Here is a 20,187-nt window from a genome sequence, read left to right as displayed (position 1 = left end):
CCGGGCAACAGGAGGATTCATGGAATACGACTACATCATTATCGGTGCCGGTTCTGCTGGGAACACGCTGGCTGCACGCCTGACCGAGGACGCCGAGGTCAGCGTATTGCTGCTGGAGGCGGGCGGCCCGGACTATCGGCTGGATTTCCGCACCCAGATGCCAGCGGCGCTGGCATATCCGCTGCAGGGCACCCGCTATAACTGGGCTTATAAAACAGATCCTGAACCGCACATGAACAACCGCCGCATGGATTGTGGGCGCGGCAAGGGATTGGGCGGGTCGTCATTGATCAATGGCATGTGCTACATCCGCGGTAATGCGATGGACTACGACAACTGGGCGACGATGCCCGGCCTCGATGACTGGTCTTATCTGGATTGCTTGCCCTACTTCCGCAAGGCCGAAACTCGCGATATCGGCCCTAACGATTATCACGGCGGCGATGGGCCGGTCAGCGTGGCCACGCCCAAGCCCGGCAATAACGTGCTGTTCAATGCAATGGTCGAGGCTGGGGTTCAGGCCGGTTATCCCAAGACCGATGACCTCAATGGTTACCAGCAGGAAGGCTTCGGTCCGATGGACCGCACCGTCACGCCGAATGGGCGTCGTGCCAGCACTGCACGTGGTTACCTTGACCAGGCCAAGGATCGTCCGAACCTGACCATCGTTACCCATGCCGTGACCGACCGTGTGTTGTTCGAAGGCAAGCGTGCCATCGGCGTGAAATATCTGCGTGGCCGTGAACAGCCGACCACGGCTCGGGCACGGCGTGAAGTACTGTTATGCGGCGGCGCCATCGCCTCGCCGCAGGTGCTGCAACGTTCTGGTATTGGCCCGGCGCCACTGCTCAAGGGATTGGGTATTCAGGTTGTCCATGATCTGCCTGGTGTTGGGCAGAACCTGCAGGACCATCTGGAAATGTATCTGCAGTACGAGTGCAAGCAGCCGGTTTCGCTATATCCGGCCCTCAAGTGGTGGAACCAGCCGGCCATCGGCGCTGAATGGCTTTTTCTTGGCTCCGGGGTCGGCGCCAGCAACCAGTTCGAAGCCGGCGGCTTCATTCGCAGCCGTGAAGCGTTCGAGTGGCCGAATATCCAGTTTCACTTCCTGCCGGTGGCGGTCAGCTATAACGGCAGTAACGCTCATGACGGCCACAGCTTTCAGGCGCATGTTGGGTCGATGCGCTCGCCGAGCCGCGGAAGGATCCAGATTCGTTCGACGGACCCTAAAGTCGATCCCAGCATCCTGTTCAACTACATGTCCCACGAACAGGACTGGGAGGAGTTTCGTGATGGCATACGCCTGACGCGGGAGATCATCAATCAGCCGGCGCTAGACCCCTTCCGTGGCAAGGAGCTGAGCCCGGGAGCGGATGCGCAGAGCGATGCAGACCTCGACGCCTTCGTCCGTGAACACGCCGAGACGGCATATCACCCATCCTGCTCCTGCAAGATGGGCACGGACGATATGGCGGTGGTGGATGGGCAGGGCCGCGTGCACGGCGTTGAAGGCTTGCGTGTAGTGGATGCGTCGATCATGCCGCAGATCATCACCGGCAACCTCAACGCCACCACCATCATGATCGCCGAGAAAATTGCTGACCACATCCGTGGTCGGCAACCGTTGCCACGCAGCACCGCTGCCTATTACGTCGCCAATGGCTCGCCGGTGCGCAAGCAACCACAGCGAGCCTGATGCGCCAGCGCTGCAGCGGCACGAGCTGGCGGGCAAGCACTTCACCCGCCGGTTTCGTTCGCTATAACCAATGCGGCCATGTGCAGCGGGATACTTGATCCCATCGAGTTTCTAACGCAGGGCAAGCTCAGCTCGCTGCGGCTGGCGCCTCCCGGCGGTAGGCGTAGGTTTCAGCGAAACGCGAAAGCATATAGGCGCTACATGTGGTGTCCGGATACTTGGGCCGATTGGCTTCGTCCTGACAGCCGGGCAGGCAACTGATGAGCGTGTCGGGATTCGGCTCAGCGAAGAATGGCATCGAATAGCGATCGACACCCAGAGGGCTGATCACCCGGTGCGGTGTGGACTTGTACCGATCATTGCTCCAGCGCGCCATCATGTCGCCGATGTTGACCACGAAGGTTCCCTCGATTGGCGGCGCATCGATCCATTCACCACGCACATTCTGAACCTGCAGCCCGCCGGCTTCGTCCTGATAGAGCAGGGTGATGCAGCCATAGTCGGTATGAGCGCCAGCTCCTTGTTGCTCCGGGGACGTAGCCGTCTGACGCGGCGGGTAATGGATCATGCGGAATACGCTGATGGGCTCGATGAAACGCTCATCGAAAAAGGCAGATTCGACGCCGAGCGCGTCGGCCAGCGCTCGCAGCAAGGTGCAGGCAAGCGAATGCATGTCTTGATAATGCTGCTCGAACAGGGTGGGCCAGCCCTCGATATCGGGGTGGCGGTTGGGGCCGCGCAGCGGTTTTCCGGCCAATACGTCAGGGTGGTCGTGCGGCATGTGGAAACCCATGTCGAAGGTTTCCTTGAGGTCGCTTGGCTTGGCTGGATCGAGCTGTTCAGTCGCAACGGCGCCGTATCCCCGGTGATGCGTGCTTTTGGTGATATCGATCTGCAGTTTCTGCTCGACCGGCAAGCCGAAGAACCGTTCTGCAGCGTCCTTCAGCTGAGCGATGCGCTCGGCGCTGATCGGATGATTGCGAATGTAGAAAAAACCCCAGTCACGGCATGCCGTGTCGATCTGTCGGGCGACTTCGTGCCAGCCTGTCTCCTCCGAGGCGAAGAGCGGCGCGATGTCGATGATGGGGAGCGTATTCATGGGTGACTCCGGGGAATGATCGCTGCGGTCTTCTCGTACCGGCAGCCGTTGGGGCTTGGCCCCCTGCCTACGGTCCTCAGAGCGAGGGACGGTGCGGCAATACCTGACGCCGCGCCTGCATCGGCGCGGCTTGCAAAGCTGCCGGACGCCTTACTTCGGCAGTTCGGCTTTGAGGCCGTTTACGTAGTAATCCATTGAGGCCAGTTCAGCGTTGCTGGCGGTTGCGCCTTCAGCAATGCGGACGGCGCCGGACTGATCCATGATGGGACCCGTGAACGGATGGAACTCGCCGCTGCGGATGCCGGCGATGATCTGTTCTGCCTCTGTTTTCACGTCAGCCGGTACCAGGTCACTGATCGGTAGGCTGATGGTTTCTTCTGCCAGGCCGCCCCAGAAGTCCTGTGGCTTCCAGGTACCCTCGATCACGCCTTTTGCCGACTGGGCATAGTGCGGCCCCCAATCGTTGACAATGGAGGTCAGCACAGCTTTCGGGCCGAAATGAGCCATGTCGGATGCGTAACCAACGGAGTAAACGCCACGTCGCTCGGCCGCCTGGATCGGTGCCGGGCTGTCGGTGTGCTGGAAGACCACATCGACACCTTGATCGATCAGCGCGTTGGCCGCATCGGCTTCCTTGCCTGGGTCGAACCAGGAATTCACCCACACCACCTTGATCTCGGTGCCGGGGTTGTACTTGTCCAGTGCCAGCTGAATGGCATTGATATCGCGGATGACCTCGGGTATCGGGAAGGATGCGATGTAGCCGATCTTCTTGCTCTTGGTCATCTTCGCTGCGAGAAAGCCGCCTACATAACGTCCTTCATACGATCGGGACAGATAGGTGCCGAGGTTCTTGTCCTGCTTGTAGCCAGTAGCGTGCTCGAAGGTCACCTTGGGGAATTGTTTAGCAACCTTGAGCGTCGGGTTCATGTAACCGAAGGATGTGGTGAAGATCAGGTCATAGCCCCCCTTGGCCATGTTGCGAATCACCCGCTCGGCATCGGCGCCTTCGGCTACGTTCTCCACGAAGGTCGTTTTGACCTGATCACCGAGCTCTTTTTCCAAGTACTGACGACCCATTTCGTGCTGATAGGTCCAGCCGTGGTCACCAATCGGGCCGACGTATACGAAGCCGACTTTCAACGGATCGGCCGCGATGGCAGCGCCGGTGGACAATGCGGTGGTGAAGCCGATGGCGGCGACGAGGCTGCGCAGCAAGGTGCTCCGTGGTTTGTTCTGCATGTGGATGACGCTCCTGTGTGTCATACGCCGTAGCGGCTGCTTGCCAGATTGCAAAAAGCTGACCAGTTGGACAGTTCGCCGTATGGGCACGCGATACTTGGCAACGATGAGTAAGTGCGCGTGCCTTTCTGGAACACAAGTGGTGCGCAGCGCGTTGCCTGCGCACTAGGGCGGTGCGGCAGTCTGGGGCGATGAGGGCGGTTGGGCGCGCGGTATTCAACGATGGACGGTCCGCAACACGCTCATTGCATGCGGGACAAATGCGGCAGCGGTGAGACAAGACGATGGGGGCCAGTCAGATACGGCTGAACGTATCAGGACCAACGCAGCACCAGAGGCTGCGAAGGCAACGAACGACGCCGCGTCTGGATGGCGAATCACCAGGGCAAGTGATCGCCTTTGTAGTCGAGGTAGTGATGACCACCACGGCCCAGCGCCTTGGTAACCTGTCCGACCATACCGCGTGTACTGGTCTCGACATCCAACGGAGCTTCATCACCCCCCATGTCGGTCTTCACCCAACCCGGGTGCATGGACAATATGGTGAGCCCGGTCTCGCCCAGCTCCGACACGAATGTGCGAGTCATATGATTGAGTGCAGCCTTGCTTGCGCCATAGAGCGACATGCCCATGCCAGGTCCGGTTTCCACGCTGCCCAGGATGGAGCTCATGAAAACGATGGCGCCTCGCTCGGCATTGACCATTGGCAGCAGCTGTTTGGCCAGCCGCAGCGGCGCGACGGCGTTGGTGAAGAACAGCTGCCCAACCTCCGTTTCGTTGACCTCGGTGGCCGGCTTGTTTTGCGGCCCGGCAACGCCGGCATTGACGAACAGCACATCCAGTCGCATGCCTGCCAGGCGCTTGCCAAGCGCTTCGATGCTCTGCGCATCGGTCATGTCGAGGGTTTCTACACGTACCTGCGGGATTTGCTTGAGCGCATCCGACTGTTGCGGATTACGTATCGTGGCAATCACCTGCCAGCCCTCGTTGGAAAACTGCTTGGCCAGGCCGAGGCCCAGACCACGGGAAGCGCCAACGACAAGTACGGTTTTTTGCATGAGAGATCCTTGAGTGTGGGATTGGCGATCAAGCATAGCGCGGTGCCGCGACATTGAGGTGGGGCGTGCCAGTGCGACATTCCACCGCTGCATCTGTGTTGCAATGCATGTCCCCGCGATGGCTATGTTGATCCTTATTCGGCTCTCATGTGGCAACGGCTTTGTCGCATTTGGCATCAGCGAATCATGATCAGGGGGATCCAATGCCCGAACAGCAATCACAAACCAATCGCTGGCATGCGCGCCAGGCTGACGAGGCGTTGCGTGAGCTTGAGACCTCGAACACCGGTTTGACCCACGAGCAGGTGCAGGAGCGTCTCTACCGGTACGGCCCAAACCGTCTCGACGAAGCGAAACCCGCGAGCGTGTTGCAACGACTGATGCGTCACCTGAACAACGTGCTGCTCTATGTGCTCATCGCTGCTGCACTGGTGACCGCATTGATGGGGCATTGGGTAGATACCTTCGTGATCCTGGCCGTGGTGGTGCTCAACGTCGCCATCGGTTTTGTGCAGGAAGGCAAGGCGGAGAAAGCGCTACAGGCGATCCGCCACCTGCTCGCTCCACATGCGGTGGTGTTGCGTGATGGACGTCAGCAGGACATCGATGCCGCCGAGCTGGTACCCGGCGATGTGGTGCTGCTGGCTTCCGGCGACAGCCTGCCTGCGGACGTGCGATTACTACAGGCACGCAACCTTCGCATCGACGAGGCGGCGCTCACTGGCGAATCCGTTCCGGTAGACAAGCAGGTCGAGGCGGTGGCCGATGACGCGCCTATCGGTGACCGCGTCTGCATGGGCTACGCCGGTACGCTGGTGACCCAAGGGCAAGCACGCGCAGTGGTCGTCGCTACCGGGGCGGCAACCGAGATTGGTCGGATAGGTCGCATGCTGGAGTCGGTCGAGCAGGGCACCACGCCGCTGCTGCGCAAAATGGAAGAATTCGGCCGCGTTCTGACGATGGTGATCCTCGCGACCAGCGCGATACTTTTTCTGTTCGGGACGCTGATACGCGGCATGGGCGCGGGCGAGATGTTCATTGCCGCCGTAGGACTTGCGGTAGCGGCAATTCCGGAAGGGCTGCCGGCCATCATGACTATCACGCTGGCCATCGGCGTGCAGCGGATGGCGACGCGCAACGCGGTGATCCGGCGGCTGCCAGCGGTGGAGACCCTGGGTTCGGTGACGGTGATCTGCTCCGATAAGACCGGCACCCTTACACGCAATGAGATGACGGTGCAGGAGGTGATCTGCGCGGGTCAATCACTGGTGGTCGAAGGCGCCGGTTACGCGCCGCAGGGAGCGCTGGTGTTCGAAGGCGTGGCAATCGAGCCGGTTGCATTGCTAGAGCGCTCGGTGGCGTTTCTCGGCTTGATGGAAGCAGCTGCCCTATGCAACGACGCCAGTTTGCACGAGACGGACCAGATGTGGACGTTGGCAGGCGACCCGACCGAGGGGGCGTTACTGACCCTGGCGATGAAGGCAGGACTGTCGCCGGCGAGCTTGAAGGTCGATCGTCCGCGGCTGGATGTCATCCCCTTCGAGTCCGAGCATCGCTTCATGGCGACGCTGCACACGACTGACGGTGGCAGCGAAGTGTTGGTCAAGGGCGCGCCAGAACGCATCCTGAGCATGTGCTCGCATCAGCTTATGGCGGACGGTGAGGAGCTCGCTCTGGAACCTGCGCGGTGGCACGCGCACGTCGAGGCTCAGGCGCAAGCAGGTCGTCGCGTTCTCGCGCTTGCTCGGCGCCGCCTGCCCAACGGCAAGGACATGCTTGGGCATGAAGACGTCGCCAGCGAGCTCACTTTGCTCGGGCTGGTCGCCATCATCGATCCGCCACGTGAGGAGGCGATACGCGCGGTGGCACAGTGCGGCGCTGCTGGCATCCGGGTAGTGATGATCACTGGCGACCACGGTGTGACGGCCAGTGCCATCGCCAGGCAGCTCGGAATGGGTGATGACGTCAAGGCGATTACCGGCCCCGAGTTGGAGCAGATGGACGAAGCGGCCATGCGCCAGGCGGTTGCCGAAGCCCGAGTGTTCGCGCGCGCCAGTCCTGAGCACAAGCTGCGCCTGGTGCGTGCGCTACAGGCCAATGGTGAAGTAGTCGCCATGACTGGCGACGGCGTCAACGACGCACCAGCACTGAAGCAGGCCGATGTGGGCGTGGCCATGGGCATGAAGGGAACCGAGGCGGCCAAGCAGGCGGGTTCGATAGTTCTGGCGGACGACAACTTCGCATCGATTGCGCATGCCGTGGAAGAGGGCCGCACTGTCTACGACAACCTGCGCAAGACCGTGACTTTCCTGCTGCCCATCAACGGAGGTGAGTCACTTTCGCTGCTCCTTGCCGTGCTGCTCGGCATCGCGTTGCCGATCACTCCCGTACAGGTGCTATGGGTCAACATGGTCAGCTCGGTCGCGCTGGCGATGGTACTGGCGTTCGAGCCTACCGAAGCGGATGTGATGCAGCGTCCACCGCGACGGCCGGACGAACCTATGCTGTCGCGGTTCGTGATCTGGCGGATCTTCTTTGTCTCGGCGCTGTTCCTGGCTGGCATCTTCGGCATGTACCAGTGGATGCTTTCCCAGGGCGCGACGGTGGAGGCGGCGCGTACCGTAGCCGTCAATACACTGGTCTGCATGGAAGTGTTCTATCTCTTCAGCGTGCGCTACCTGAAGTCGCCCTCGTTTACCCTGGAGGGTGTGAAGGGTACGCCGCGCGTGCTGATGGCCGTGTTCGGTGTGTTCGCACTGCAGTTGCTGTTCACTTACGCGCCATTCATGCAGTCGCTGTTCGCCTCCGAGGCGCTGCCTCTGAGCACCGGCATATTCGTGGTGCTTGCAGGCGTAGCGGTGCTGGTCATTCTGGAAATTGAAAAAATGCTGCTCCGTCGGCTGGGCCTCGGCCCGTCCTGACAGCTGTACGAGAGCCAGGCGGCGAAAGCGGAACCCTGCAGTCTCCGCTTTCGATGCCGATCAATGGCCGGCTTTCCAGGGTTGTCCGAGCGATACCGGTGCGTACAGGCGGGTGCGAATCGCGTCGCGTGACAGCAACACCAGCACGACGATGGTCGCCACGTACGGGAGCATCGCCAGCAAGTTGCCGGGGATCGACAGGCCTATCCCTTGGGCAACCAGATGCAGGATGCTTGCAAGCCCGAACAGGTAGGCCCCGAGCAGCACTCTGCCCACACGCCAGCTGGCGAAGACCACCAGAGCCAGGGCGATCCAGCCGCGCCCCGCGGTCATGTTCTCTGCCCACATCGGGGTGTAAGCGAGCGACAGATAACCCCCAGCCAACCCGGCCATGGCGCCGCCGAAAAGCACTGCCAGCGCGCGAACCCGCAATACCGGCAGGCCCATGGCGCTGGCGGCGTTGGGATTTTCGCCTACCGCCTGGATGATCAGCCCGATGCGGCTTTTCAACAGCACCCAGGCAACCAGGGCGAAAAGCGCAAAGGACAGGTAGACCAGCAGGTCCTGGGCGAAGAGCATGCGGCCGATCAGAGGGATATCGCTGAGAAACGGGATTGCGATCGGCTCGAAGCCGGCAAGCGGTTTGCCGACCCAACCCGCCCCGATGAACGAGGAGAGGCCGACGCCAAAGATGGTCAGCGCCAGGCCGGTAGCGACCTGATTGGCATTGAAGCCCAGCGCGACCAGTGCGAACAGCTGCGACAGGAGCATGCCGCCCAGACACGCGAAAACCACGCCAAGCCAGAGGCTGCCGGTGGCGAAGGCGGCGATGAATCCCGCTACCGCGCCAAACAGCATCATGCCTTCCTGACCCAGGTTGAGGACGCCAGACTTTTCGCAGACCAGCTCGCCGAGCGCCACCAGCAGCAGCGGCGTACCTGTACGGACCATGGCGTAAAAGATATTAGTCAGCAGATCGATATCCATCAAAGCAAGCCTCGAGCTGCGCGCAGCAACCGTTGAGAAGAACAGGGGAGAGTGATCACGCCGTGGCCTCTGGACGGAGCACCGGAGCTTGTGTTCTACGAGTCCACGTCTTGAGGCGCGGTCGATAGAGAATCAGCACGTCGCAGGCCAGCAGAAAGAACAGCACCATGCCCTGGAACAGCTGGGTGATGGACTGAGGCAAGTTGGCAGCCATCTGAGCGTTCTCACCGCCCAGATAGAGCAGGGCCATGAGCAAGCTGGCGCAAACGATACCGACGGGATTGAGGCGGCCGAGGAAGGCGACGGTGATCGCGGCGTAGCCATAACCGGGTGAAACCTGAGGTACCAGCTGGCCGATAGGGCCGACGACCTCCGCAACTCCGGCGAGCCCCGCCAGCGCTCCGCTGATCAGCAGCGCAATCCAGATCAGCCCTTTCTCGCGGAAGCCGACGAAGCCTGCCGCGCGTTTGTCGAGACCAAGCACCTTGATCTGAAAACCAAGAAAGCTCTTCTGCAACAACACCCATACCACCACCAGCGCCAGTAGCGCGAAGTAGAAGCCGCCATGCACGCGCAGGTCCTCGAACAACTGTGGCAGCCGCGTGGCGTCACCAAACATGGCCGACTCGGGGAAGTTGAAACCCTCCGGATCTTTCAACGGCCCGTGCACCGCGAACAGCAGTAGATTCAACGCGATGTAGTTGAGCATGATGCTGGTCAGGATTTCATTGGCATTGAACTGCGTGCGCAGCCAAGCGCAGAGGCCGGCCCAGGCTGCACCGCCGAGCGTGCCGATGAGCAGGCTGAGCACCAGCGCCCAACGCGAATCCCATTCGATGATGTGGACGGCCACAGCGCTGCCCGCCAGGGCGCCAATGAGCAACTGGCCTTCAGCGCCGATATTCCAGATCCGAGCGCTGTAGACCACGGCCAGCCCCAGGGCGCAGAGCAGGATCGGCAGTGCCTTGACCAGCAGTTCAGACACCCCGTAAAGGTCACTGACGGGGTCGATCAACAGCACTCGCAGGGTTTCCAGAGGCGGGTGGCCCAGCGCGGCGAAGAGCAGCGCGCCACTGATCAGGGTCAGCAGGGCGGCGAGCACTGGCGACACCCAGAGCATCGCGCGTGATTCGTAGCCGCGTGGTTCGAGGGATAACAGCATGATGGGGCTCTCAGGCGGCGGTAGGCGTGGTGTGATCGAACTGTCCTGCCATCCAGCGTCCGACATCAGTCGCGGTGGTATGAGCTGTCGACTGCAGCGAAGATAGACGGCCGTGGCTAAGCGCAGCGATCCGGTCGCTGATCTGGAACAACTCCTCTAGGTCTTCGGAAATCACCAGGATGGCGGTGCCTGCATCGCGCAGCTCGATCAGCGCGCGGTGAATTGCGGCCGCTGCGCCGACGTCAACACCCCAGGTCGGGTGCGCGGCGATCAGCAGTTTCGGTTGCTGCAGGATCTCGCGACCGAGGATGAATTTCTGCAGATTACCTCCCGAGAGGCTGCGTGCGGTGGTATGGGTGCCGGGCGCCTTGACCGCAAAGGTGTCGATGATGCGCCGGGCGAACGCCTCGACTCGACCATGGCGAATCAGCCCACTGCTGACCATCCCCTCCTGTTGAAAGCCTGTCAGCAAAGCGTTATCGGCCAGACTCATTTCTGGAACCGCGCCGTGCCCCAGCCGCTCCGCCGGGACGAAGGTCATCCCTAGGCGGCGACGGGTGTCCGGCGGCAGATGGGCTACAGGTGATTCGAGGAAGCGGATGCGCGGACCTTGCTCACGGGGAAGTCGGTGTTCTCCGCAGAGCAGCGCGAGCAGCTCGTCCTGCCCGTTGCCCGCGACCCCGGCGATACCGACAATTTCCCCGGCTCGTACCTCCAGCATCAGGTCTTCTAGCGATACACCGAACGGATCGTCGTTGCGCCAGGACAGCGCCTCGATCCGCAGGAACGGCGCACCACCGCTGGCTTTCGGGTACTCGGCCTCAAGCCCCTCGGCATCGCCAACCATCAGTCGCGCCAGATCCATGTCCGTGCATTCAGCCGGTACGCACTCGCCCGAGACTTTCCCGCCACGCAGCACCGTTGCGTTTTCACAAAGTGCGCGTACCTCGTTCAGCTTGTGGCTGATGAACAGGACGCTGCAGCCCTCTGCAGCCAGCCGGCGTAGCACCACGAACAGATCGTCGGCTTCCTGTGGTGTGAGCACGGATGTGGGCTCGTCGAGAATCAGCAGCTTGATGTCTTGCATCAGGCAGCGGACGATTTCCACTCGTTGGCGCTCGCCGATCGAGAGGCTGTGGACCAGGCGATGCGGCTCTAGCGGCATGCCGTAGCGCTGCGACACCTCCCGAATTTTCGACTCCAGCTGCCTTGGCGTCCCGGCATCGGCACCCAGCGCCAGGGCAACGTTCTCCGCAATGCTCAGGGTTTCGAACAACGAGAAGTGCTGGAACACCATTCCGATCCCGCGATCACGAGCGTATGCCGGGTCACGCATGATCACCGGCTCGCCTTCCCAGCGAATCTCTCCGGCGTCGGGCTGAGTCACCCCGTAGATGATTTTCATCAGGGTGCTCTTCCCAGCACCGTTCTCACCAAGCAGGGCGTGGATCTCTCCTGCGTGAATGCTAAGGTCGATATGGTCGTTGGCCAGGCAGCCCGGGTATCGCTTGGTGATACCGGTCAGCTGCAGACGTGGAGTGGCTGTATCGGGCATGAGGGTGTCCGCTGGGTATTCATGTCCGAGTGAATAGCAAAAAGCTGGCCAGACAGTCAGGATTCCGCTGCGGGCGTTTGACCGGGAGTTAGAGAGTCATGCCCAAAAAGGGTCGGGAGTTGCCAGTGCTTCGAATTGGTGCCGGCGTTGGTGGCGTCGAGCCGTCTTGCACCGGTCTGGGGCGGAGCAAGAATGGGTTGAATGGCGCAGGGCTCGCTGATCGGCTGCTCTCCGAGCAGCGAGCTTTAGCAGCGCGCTATCGTTCGGGATCCGCCACCTCGCGCAGCGCCTGCGCCGCATCGATCGCGCGAGGGAAGCCGGCGGTGACTGTGGTCAGGTACACCACTTCCTTAAGCTCATCGCGGGTGACGCCAAGGCGCAGCGCGTAGCCGGCGTGAACCTGCATGTAAGGCAGATTGCCCTGCGCGGCGAACGCGGCGACCACGGCGAGCTGGCGAGTGCGATCGTCCAGACCGCTGCGCCCCCAGACATCGCCCAGGGCGTACTCGGTAATGCCGTCGGCGAGAAACGGATAGTCCTCGCGCAGCGCTTCGAGGACAGGTTGACCAGCACCGCCAGACAAGTGATCCATGACCTCGACGCCGCGCGCGTGGCGCTCGTTGCCGACCGCTTCCAGCGAGGCGAATGTCAGTGATCCAATCAGCCCAAGGCAGGCTGCGCTTAACGTGTTTCCAGTGAAAAGCCTCATCGCGGAGTCCTCAATAGGGGCTGGCGGTCGGACGTACCACCAGTTCGCTGACATCGACATCAGCCGGTTGCTCGACGGCGTATGCGATCGCGCGAGCAATGGCATCGGCTGGGATGGCGATGCGGCGGAAGTCATCCATGGCTGATCGTGCGCCTTCATCGGAGATACTTTCAGCCAGTTCCGATTCGGTGACACCGGGCGATACCAGCGTGACGCGAATATCGCCACCAACCTCCTGGCGCAGCCCTTCGGAAATGGCACGTACCGCGTACTTGGTGGCGCAGTAGACGGCGGCGGTAGGGCTGACTGCGTAAGCGCCGATGGAGGCGATATTGATGAATTGTCCCGAGCGCTGACGCTGCATCAGTGGCAGTCCGGCTGCGATGCCATGCAACACGCCACGGATGTTCACGTCGATCATCCGATTCCACTCCTCGACCTTCAGGGCGTCGAGCCGCGAAAGGGGCATTACGCCGGCATTGTTGATGATCACGTCGATGCGACCGAATCGTTGCTCGGCGAAGTCGACAAAGGCTTGGGTATCATCGCAATTGGTGACGTCCAGCGCGCGACAGGCCGCACGTCCCCCCGCTTCGGTAATACTGGCGGCGAGCTGTTCAAGCCGCTCCAGGCGTCTTGCGCCCAGTACTACCGTGGCGCCTTTGGCGGCCAGCAGGCGCGCCGTTGCTTCGCCGATACCGCTGCTGGCGCCTGTGATGAGTACGATTTTTCCTTCGATGTTCGACATGTTCAGGTCCTCCGCTTGTTCATCGGTCGGCGCTCATGCGCCGTGAAATCAATGCTAGGCAGAGGGCAGGGTGCGGCGTTATGTCAATCCTGCCGCGGGCTTGCCTGATTCTGGCTCTGTGCCGATATCCGAAGGCGGTCGTGCAGCGCGGCCGCTACGTCTCCGAGCAGCTGATCAATTACCTGCTTTGCGCGGCGCGGGTTTGAACATGCGCTGGCACCGACGCACTTTGCTACGAGAGCCGGAAAGGACGCTCAGGGCGCCAGCTCATAATTGAAGCATCGAACCGCCGAGGAGGCGATTGCCGGGTCAGCGAGGCGGGGTCAGGCCGCAACCCTTCAGAATCACGCGTATCAGCGTTTCGGTGCCGCGTTCGAAATCATCTTTCTTGACCCGGCGCTGGCCCGTGATACGGCGTATCTGATCGGAGAAGTCGGCGTAATGCTGGGTGCTACTCCAGATCAGGAAGATCAGGTGCATGGGGTCGATGGGGTCCATCTTGCCTGCATCAATCCATGCCTGGAAAACGGCGGCGCGACCACGGAACCACTCGCGATAGTCTTCGTTGAAGTGGGCGGACAGGCACTCGCAACCACTGATCACTTCCATTGCGAAAATCTTGGAAGCCTGAGGTTGCTTGCGGGAGAACTCCATCTTGGTGCGAATGTAGCCTGCCAATGCAGTAGCGGGGTCGTCGTCCTCGGTGAGGTTGTCGAACGCATTGTCCCAGAGCTCGAGGATATGCCGCATGACCTCGACATATAGCCCGAGCTTGTTGGTGAAGTAGTAGTGAAGATTGGCTTTAGGCAGCCCTGCGCGAAGAGCAATGGCGTTCATGCTTGTGCCCTTGTAGCCGTGGTGGGCGAACTCTTGCGCGGCGGCCGAGAGGATCAGCTCCTCATTCTTCTGACGAATACGACCGGTACGTCTGTCATCGGCGGATGCTTGGGCAAGCGTGGCATCGAAAGTGGTCATAGGTCCGTCTCCTGTGCGCGCGCATCACGCCCGATGCGCTTGTTCAATGCTAGCCCATGCCGGCTTTTGCGCATCTTTACTGCGATCGGTGCGGATCAGAATTTGTATCAGTGGCGACGAGACGATGCGGCACAGTGTCAAGCAACAGCGCCATCAGCTTGGTGACGCTGTCCCCCGGCGCTGGGCTGACTCGCCTGTTAGAAATGCACCTTCACGATAGCGTTCCAGGCGCTCTGGTCGGTTGACCCCACGAAGTTCTTACTGACGAATCCGCCATCCTTGATGCCGTATTTGTTGGACCAATAGTCGTACTCGATACCTACGTAGAGCTGACCGGCTTTCTGATAGACCGCCTTGCCCAGGTCGTACTTGATCTGCGGGTTGATATGCAGGTTCTTGGACTGGTAATCGTCCGAGTCCTTATTGCCGGCATCGTTGACGACCCAGTCGATGTAGCCGTCGAAGAGGATGTCGGAGCTGCCAACCGGTATGGTGATCGCCCAGGTCGGGGTGATCTGCCACTGTCCTGACGCCTTGTTACGGATGCCGTCAGGCTTGCGGTAAGAGGTGTTGATGGCTAAACGGTCAAAGCCCGGGACAGCCAGATCTACAGCCGGACCGAGCAGATAATTCTGCACCCTGTCCTCGCCGCGCTCGTAGGTGAAGCCAATGAGCACATCGGTGACCGGGCCGAACGAGATATCGGTGCCAGTGGTCTTGCTGAGCGACAAGCGTGGACTGAATTCACCGTAGTAGGTGCGGGCAGCGTCGCTGTTGTCCTGGCTTTCGTTCCACTTGTAGTCGACGAACAAGAAGACGTCACCATAGGTCCAGCCGCTTGCGTGCTCGAAGGTCAAGGTGTGCTGGGTGTCCGGATCGACTTTGAAATCCTTACCGTACAAATAGGTCAGGCTATTGTTCTGCCAGAGCATGGGTGCCGCGCCGGCTTGGGCCGCCAGTAGCAGGCCGCCCGTAAGTGCAGCGGTGGTCAATAGGGGGTTCATGGGTAGCTCCTGTTGTTTGCATCATGTCTTTTATTTCTTGGCCGAACGGTCAGCTGAGTCGGACTAAGCAAATCCTGAGCCACACTGCTACTGTGGCGGATTCTTCGTTTTTATTGTGTTATTTCAAGGGTTTGCATTCGCCAGCGATTGCCTATGCTGACCGGTATAGCAATTCATGCCCGGACTTGATTCGAAAAAAACCTGACCGATCCGACAGTGCTTCAAATTGATGCAAGCAGATGGCCATTGCTTAAGTGGTGCCGCTTCGATGCATGCGGCCATAAAAAAGCCCCGCTGTGGCGGGGCTTCGACGAACTGGGCAGAGTGTCAGATGACCTCGGCCCAAAGATCGTACTCATCAGAATTGGTCACCCGAACCCACACCTTGTCCCCCGGTTGCAGCGGCTGCTCGCTGTCCACATAGACCATGCCGTCGATTTCCGGCGCATCGGAGTAGGAGCGACCGATGGCACCATCCTCGTCAACCTCATCGATGAGCACCTCGATCTCCTGGCCGATCTTGCGCTCCAGTCGGGCGGCGCTGATAGCTTGTTGGTGTGCCATGAAGCGATCCCAACGATCCTGCTTGATATCGTCAGGCACCGCCTCAAGATCCATCGCCTCTGCCGGCGCACCTTCGACGGGTGAGTACTGGAAGCAGCCGACACGGTCCAGCTGCGCCTCAGTCAGCCAATCGAGCAGGTACTGGAAATCTTCTTCGGTCTCTCCGGGGAAGCCGACGATGAAGGTCGAACGGATGGTCAGCTGCGGGCAGATCTCACGCCATTTCTGGATGCGCGCGAGCGTCTTGTCTTCAAAGGCTGGACGCTTCATCGCTTTGAGCACTTTCGGGCTGGCGTGCTGAAACGGGATGTCCAGGTACGGCAGCAGCTTGCCCTCCGCCATCAACGGGATCACGTCGTCGACGTTCGGGTAGGGGTATACATAATGCAAGCGCACCCACACGCCCATGCTCGATAGCGCCTGGCACAGCTCCAACATGCGTGTCTTGACCGGCTGGCCGTTCCAGAAGTCGGTCTTGTACTTGACGTCGACCCCGTAGGCGCTGGTGTCTTGAGAGATCACAAGGATCTCCTTCACGCCGGCTTTGACCAGTCGTTCGGCTTCGCTGAGGACGTCGCCCACCGGGCGGCTGACCAACTTGCCGCGCATGGACGGGATGATGCAGAAACTGCAGGTGTGGTTGCAGCCTTCGGAGATCTTCAGATAAGCGTAGTGGCGTGGGGTCAATTTGATGCCCTGCGGCGGGACCAGATCGACGAAGGGATCGTGATTGATGTTCGGTGGCACGACCTGGTGCACAGCGTTCACCACCTGCTCGTACTGCTGCGGCCCGGTAACGGCCAGCACGCTGGGGTGCACGTTACGAATGCTGTCTTCAGCCACGCCCATGCAGCCGGTAACGATTACTTTGCCGTTTTCGGCGATGGCTTCACCGATGGCGTCCAGTGACTCGGCCTTTGCGCTGTCAATGAAACCGCAGGTATTGACCACCACGACATCGGCGTCCTCGTAAGACGGCACGATCTGGTAACCCTCCATGCGCAGCTGAGTAAGGATGCGTTCGGAGTCCACTGTGGCTTTCGGGCAGCCCAGGCTTACAAATCCAACAGTTGGCGTTTTCATAGACATAGCAGGCCGCCTCGGCACATACGGCTTGGAAAAATAGCGCGCGAGTATACAGGCATCTTGAGTTTTCCGATCCCTGCCAAGCGTCGGAGATTATCGCGATCCCTGGGGTGAGCGCTGCGCTAGCCGATGTGGTGTGTCGCTGAGGTGAGTGGGGTTGCGCAGTGATGTCAGACAGTGCCTTTCAACGATGCAATATCGCTGCTTTGTCGCACCAATAACTTTCATTGTCACGCACGTCAGCAGCGCCACTAGGATGTGGATTGCTGCCCATGATGAGCAGCAGGGCCACCCTGGCTGGTCTTTGCTACACGAGAGCTCTTCTAAATGAACGGGAATAGACATGACCGCTGAATCGTTGGGAATGCAACGCGAGCTGCTGATCGAAGCCTTGAACGAGCTGTTGAGTGCCGAGAGGGCTGGGGCGCAGGTTGCAAGTATCAGCCTGAACGAAACCGAGGCCGAGGTGGCGCGCGAGATGCTGACGCAGGTTCACCGTGGTGAGGCCGACAGTGTGAGACGGCTGCGGGAGTGCCTGTTGCTGCTGGATGCAGAACCGACCCACGAGCGGGGCGCGTTCTATGAAAAGTGCATGGCTATCAGCGACCTGCCAGAGCGACTGGCTTTGGTAGACCGCGGGCAGAAATGGGTGATCCGCAAGCTTGAGGGCTTACTGGAGCAGGTCACGCATCCTCGGATACGTCAGGAGCTCGAGGCGGTGCTCAGTACTCATGAAGTCAACAGCGCTGACTATGCGGCCAAAGCGCCAGAGCTGAAGTGAGCACAATGCCCTGCTTGGATCCACTGATGACTGCCCCATGCTCCGATCTCCCTACGCTTGATAGGTCGGTAAAATGCTGAACTTCGGTACAGACGACGGGATATCTGGATGGGGTCGGTAGAGACCTTGAACGCCAGTTCTCATCGGGTCCGCTGCCAACGCTGTGTACTGTCCAGTCAGTGTTTTCCGGCATCGGTGAGTGGCCGTGATCTCGAAGCGCTGGACCGGATCGTGCTGCGGGGCCCGTCCCTGACTAAAGGCAGCACCCTCTTTCGAGCGGGTGAGACGCCAGTGTCGATCTTCGTCATAAGGTCCGGCGCGCTGAGAACCTTTGCGCGCAGCGCATCCGGTGCCGAGCAGATCCTTGGTTTTCACCTGGCTGGCGAGTTCGTTGGCCTGCCTGCGTTACATGAAGAGCGCTATGAGGTAACGGCCGCCGCCCTGCAGGTCACAGCAATTTGTGAGTTGCCGCTCGCCGAGCTTGAAGCAGTCAGCACCAAAGTGCCTGCGATGCGGCGGCATTTGCTGCGTCTACTCAGCCGCGAGCTGCAGCACAATCAGAGGGCGCGTCTATTGCTGTCCGTACCCAGAGCAGAGGTGCGTGTGGCGATGTTCATCAACCATTATCGAGCTCGCTTTCATGGACGTGGGCTGTCGGCCACCCGCCTGCGCTTGCCCATGTCCAGACGCGAGCTGGCCAATCATCTTGGTTTGGCCGTGGAAACGGTTTCTCGGACCCTGTCAAACTTCCGAGCCCAAGGCTTCATCGAAATTCACGGCAAAGAGCTTGAGATCACCAAGCCGGAAAGGCTGGCCGAACTGACCGCTCGGGGCATTTCTTTTGGTCGATGACGATGTCTGCACGCTCTGGATGTGCGGTCTGCGTCAGGCCGGTTTCAGGAGATGGCAGCGTCAGGTTCGGCAATTTCGGCACGATTACGTCCACGCTGTTTTGCCAGATAAAGCGCGGCATCGGCCAGCTTGAGGACGCGTTCGAGGTTATCAGCGTGCTCGGGCCAAACTGCGATTCCCAACGAGATGGTTATGTGCTCGACCACTGGTATCCGCTCCTGCTCGACGCTGCCGCGCAATCGTTCAGCGACGCGCGTGGCGGACTCGATATCGGCATCGGGCAACAGCATCAAAAATTCCTCACCACCACTGCGACAAAGAATGTCGGCATCGCGTGAACACGTCTTCATCAATTGAGCCATGTGGCGGATCACTTCATCGCCCACATCATGGCCATGACTGTCGTTGATTCGCTTGAAGTGGTCGATGTCCAGGGCGATTACCCCTACCGGTCGGCCTGATGCACTCAGAACATCCAGGGCGAGGGCCAGCCCGCGACGGTTATGCAACCCGGTCATTGGATCAGTCTGAGCGTCCAGCTTGAGCTTGCCGATGCGCTGGTGCAGCAAGGTGATTCCAACCTGCATGGCACGTTTTAGTTGCGCGACCTCGAGGTACCAGGATCGAATTCGCTGGATGCGTTCTGCGCTGTCGGGCGCATCCATCTCGCTGGCGCTTTGAGCCAGCTGCGAAAGGGGGCGCGTGATCAACCTCGCCAGAATCCAGATGCAAAGCAACGTGATCATTGCCAGCGGCGCGGTTTCTCGTAGCACCCTTAGCATCAAATCGTCGAGGGGGTGAAGGGTATCAGCCGTGGGCCGCTGGGCCACGATGCCCCAGCCAGCCGCGGGAGAGGGTGCATATCCCGCCAGCATGTCCACACCCTGGCTATTGGTCACGCGAAGGCTGCCGGATTCACCCCTCAATACCTTGTCTATGGCCACGTTCTCGCCCACCACGCTGCCCAGGCGTGTCGGTTGAGGGTGATAGAGGAGGCGACGCGTCTGGTCCACGGCGTACAGGTAGGAACCATCCTGGTAGAAGTGCTCGCCCAGCATGCTGTGAAGAATGTTCAGTTCCCTCAGGTAGATCACTCCGCCTACGTAACCCAGGTAAGTATTGTCTGCAGCGACTATCGGGTGAGAAATGAGCACGACCAGCGTGCCGAGCGCTGATACGTATGGGCTGCTGATCAGCGGCTTGCGCTCGTCTAGCGCTTGGCGAGCGCCTGGTGATTCGAGCTTCTGGCCAACCAATATGCCGGTGTTGGGCGCAGTTGCACGGACCCGACCCTGTGCGCTGGTGATGATCACTGCGTTGAAGCTGTCGGTCTGTCGGCGAAGCCGCCTGGCTTCCTGGTCCAGCACTTGATCGTCATTGAATTGAGCGGAGATAACCTCCGCGCTGACAGCCAGCTGTTGCTGTGCTGAGCGAAAGAAACCTTCGGTGCCGTCAGCGAGCTTTGCTGCGTAAGCATGGTTGGCCGCGAGGGTGCTCTGGATCAGAGAGTCACGCTGGACCTTGTAACTGGCGTAGAAGCCAATGCCAAGCGTGACCAGCCCGCTTAGCATCGCCAGCAGGATGATCAGCCGGCGCAAGTTTAGGCGAGGCAAACGAGCAGATTGCATAGGTCTGGTTTTTATCGGGCTTTGGTTCGCGGCGCATGGTAGGTGGTTTAGTCGCAAGGCTCCACCTCGGGTGATCAGTTGTTGAACAACCGGGGGCATGGGCAGGTGGTTTGTGATCAA

At 60.4% G+C, this 20,187-nt stretch carries 17 protein-coding genes; 5 read left to right on the top strand and 12 right to left on the bottom strand.

Annotation, left to right across the window (positions count from 1 at the left end):
- The first annotated feature begins 19 nt into the window (after positions 1-19).
- Entirely contained in the window at positions 20-1,696 is a 1,677-nt protein-coding gene (gene betA / locus EA797_RS05795) for a choline dehydrogenase (protein ID WP_122164181.1), read from the top strand.
- 127 nt (positions 1,697-1,823) lie between these two features.
- Here the strand turns inward: betA and EA797_RS05790 are convergent, their stop codons facing one another.
- From EA797_RS05790 to EA797_RS05780, 3 genes are all read right to left on the bottom strand, one after another.
- Positions 1,824-2,795, bottom strand: a complete 972-nt coding sequence (locus tag EA797_RS05790) for a 2-oxoglutarate and iron-dependent oxygenase domain-containing protein (protein WP_122164180.1) — start codon at positions 2,793-2,795, stop codon at positions 1,824-1,826.
- 150 nt (positions 2,796-2,945) lie between these two features.
- Positions 2,946-4,037 (bottom strand): BMP family ABC transporter substrate-binding protein, encoded by a 1,092-nt coding sequence (locus EA797_RS05785; RefSeq protein ID WP_122164179.1) that lies wholly within the window; start codon positions 4,035-4,037, stop codon positions 2,946-2,948.
- A 377-nt stretch (positions 4,038-4,414) separates the two neighbouring features.
- Complete coding sequence (locus EA797_RS05780; protein ID WP_122164178.1) at positions 4,415-5,095, bottom strand: SDR family oxidoreductase; 681 nt, start codon at positions 5,093-5,095, stop codon at positions 4,415-4,417.
- 203 nt (positions 5,096-5,298) lie between these two features.
- Between EA797_RS05780 and EA797_RS05775 the strand changes: the two genes are divergently transcribed.
- Positions 5,299-8,016 (top strand): cation-transporting P-type ATPase, encoded by a 2,718-nt coding sequence (locus EA797_RS05775; RefSeq protein WP_122164177.1) that lies wholly within the window; start codon positions 5,299-5,301, stop codon positions 8,014-8,016.
- Positions 8,017-8,076: 60 nt separating this feature from the next.
- Here the strand turns inward: EA797_RS05775 and EA797_RS05770 are convergent, their stop codons facing one another.
- The 5 genes from EA797_RS05770 to EA797_RS05750 form a co-directional block, all read right to left on the bottom strand.
- On the bottom strand, positions 8,077-9,003 hold the full coding sequence (locus tag EA797_RS05770; protein WP_122164176.1) for an ABC transporter permease: 927 nt from the start codon (positions 9,001-9,003) through the stop codon (positions 8,077-8,079).
- A gap of 55 nt (positions 9,004-9,058) precedes the next feature.
- A complete protein-coding gene (locus tag EA797_RS05765) occupies positions 9,059-10,165 on the bottom strand; it encodes an ABC transporter permease (RefSeq protein ID WP_122164175.1) in 1,107 nt (368 codons plus the stop codon).
- 10 nt (positions 10,166-10,175) lie between these two features.
- Positions 10,176-11,720 carry an ABC transporter ATP-binding protein gene (locus EA797_RS05760; protein ID WP_122164174.1) on the bottom strand — a complete coding sequence of 515 codons (1,545 nt, stop codon included), beginning with the start codon at positions 11,718-11,720 and terminating at the stop codon, positions 10,176-10,178.
- A gap of 256 nt (positions 11,721-11,976) precedes the next feature.
- Positions 11,977-12,429, bottom strand: a complete 453-nt coding sequence (locus EA797_RS05755) for a carboxymuconolactone decarboxylase family protein (protein WP_122164173.1) — start codon at positions 12,427-12,429, stop codon at positions 11,977-11,979.
- 10 nt (positions 12,430-12,439) lie between these two features.
- Positions 12,440-13,177 carry an SDR family oxidoreductase gene (locus tag EA797_RS05750; RefSeq protein ID WP_122164172.1) on the bottom strand — a complete coding sequence of 246 codons (738 nt, stop codon included), beginning with the start codon at positions 13,175-13,177 and terminating at the stop codon, positions 12,440-12,442.
- 80 nt (positions 13,178-13,257) lie between these two features.
- Between EA797_RS05750 and EA797_RS22100 the strand changes: the two genes are divergently transcribed.
- Entirely contained in the window at positions 13,258-13,383 is a 126-nt protein-coding gene (locus EA797_RS22100) for a hypothetical protein (RefSeq protein ID WP_255830579.1), read from the top strand.
- 103 nt (positions 13,384-13,486) lie between these two features.
- Here the strand turns inward: EA797_RS22100 and EA797_RS05745 are convergent, their stop codons facing one another.
- The 3 genes from EA797_RS05745 to rimO all read right to left on the bottom strand — a co-directional run bounded on the left by EA797_RS05745 (position 13,487) and on the right by rimO (position 16,809).
- A complete protein-coding gene (locus tag EA797_RS05745; RefSeq protein ID WP_122164171.1) occupies positions 13,487-14,152 on the bottom strand; it encodes a TetR/AcrR family transcriptional regulator in 666 nt (221 codons plus the stop codon).
- A gap of 197 nt (positions 14,153-14,349) precedes the next feature.
- Positions 14,350-15,156 carry an outer membrane protein OmpK gene (locus tag EA797_RS05740; RefSeq protein ID WP_122164170.1) on the bottom strand — a complete coding sequence of 269 codons (807 nt, stop codon included), beginning with the start codon at positions 15,154-15,156 and terminating at the stop codon, positions 14,350-14,352.
- 327 nt (positions 15,157-15,483) lie between these two features.
- Positions 15,484-16,809: a 30S ribosomal protein S12 methylthiotransferase RimO gene (gene rimO / locus EA797_RS05735; RefSeq protein ID WP_122164169.1), complete on the bottom strand. Its 1,326-nt coding sequence runs from the start codon at positions 16,807-16,809 to the stop codon at positions 15,484-15,486.
- Between the two features lie 340 nt (positions 16,810-17,149).
- On the opposite strand from rimO, the gene EA797_RS05730 reads away from it, so the two are divergent.
- Positions 17,150-17,587, top strand: coding sequence for a DUF6306 domain-containing protein (locus EA797_RS05730; protein WP_122164168.1), 438 nt, complete (start codon positions 17,150-17,152; stop codon positions 17,585-17,587).
- 108 nt (positions 17,588-17,695) lie between these two features.
- Positions 17,696-18,439: a helix-turn-helix domain-containing protein gene (locus EA797_RS05725; RefSeq protein WP_122164167.1), complete on the top strand. Its 744-nt coding sequence runs from the start codon at positions 17,696-17,698 to the stop codon at positions 18,437-18,439.
- 44 nt (positions 18,440-18,483) lie between these two features.
- Here EA797_RS05725 and EA797_RS05720 read toward each other — a convergent pair whose 3' ends face one another.
- Positions 18,484-20,052 carry a sensor domain-containing diguanylate cyclase gene (locus EA797_RS05720; protein WP_341866917.1) on the bottom strand — a complete coding sequence of 523 codons (1,569 nt, stop codon included), beginning with the start codon at positions 20,050-20,052 and terminating at the stop codon, positions 18,484-18,486.
- Between the last annotated feature and the right edge of the window lie 135 nt (positions 20,053-20,187).

This window comes from Stutzerimonas zhaodongensis, from assembly GCF_003696365.1.
Lineage (GTDB): Bacteria > Pseudomonadota > Gammaproteobacteria > Pseudomonadales > Pseudomonadaceae > Stutzerimonas > Stutzerimonas zhaodongensis.
The sequence above is the reverse complement of the archived record's forward strand: the minus strand, read 5'-3'. Positions and strand labels throughout refer to the sequence as shown.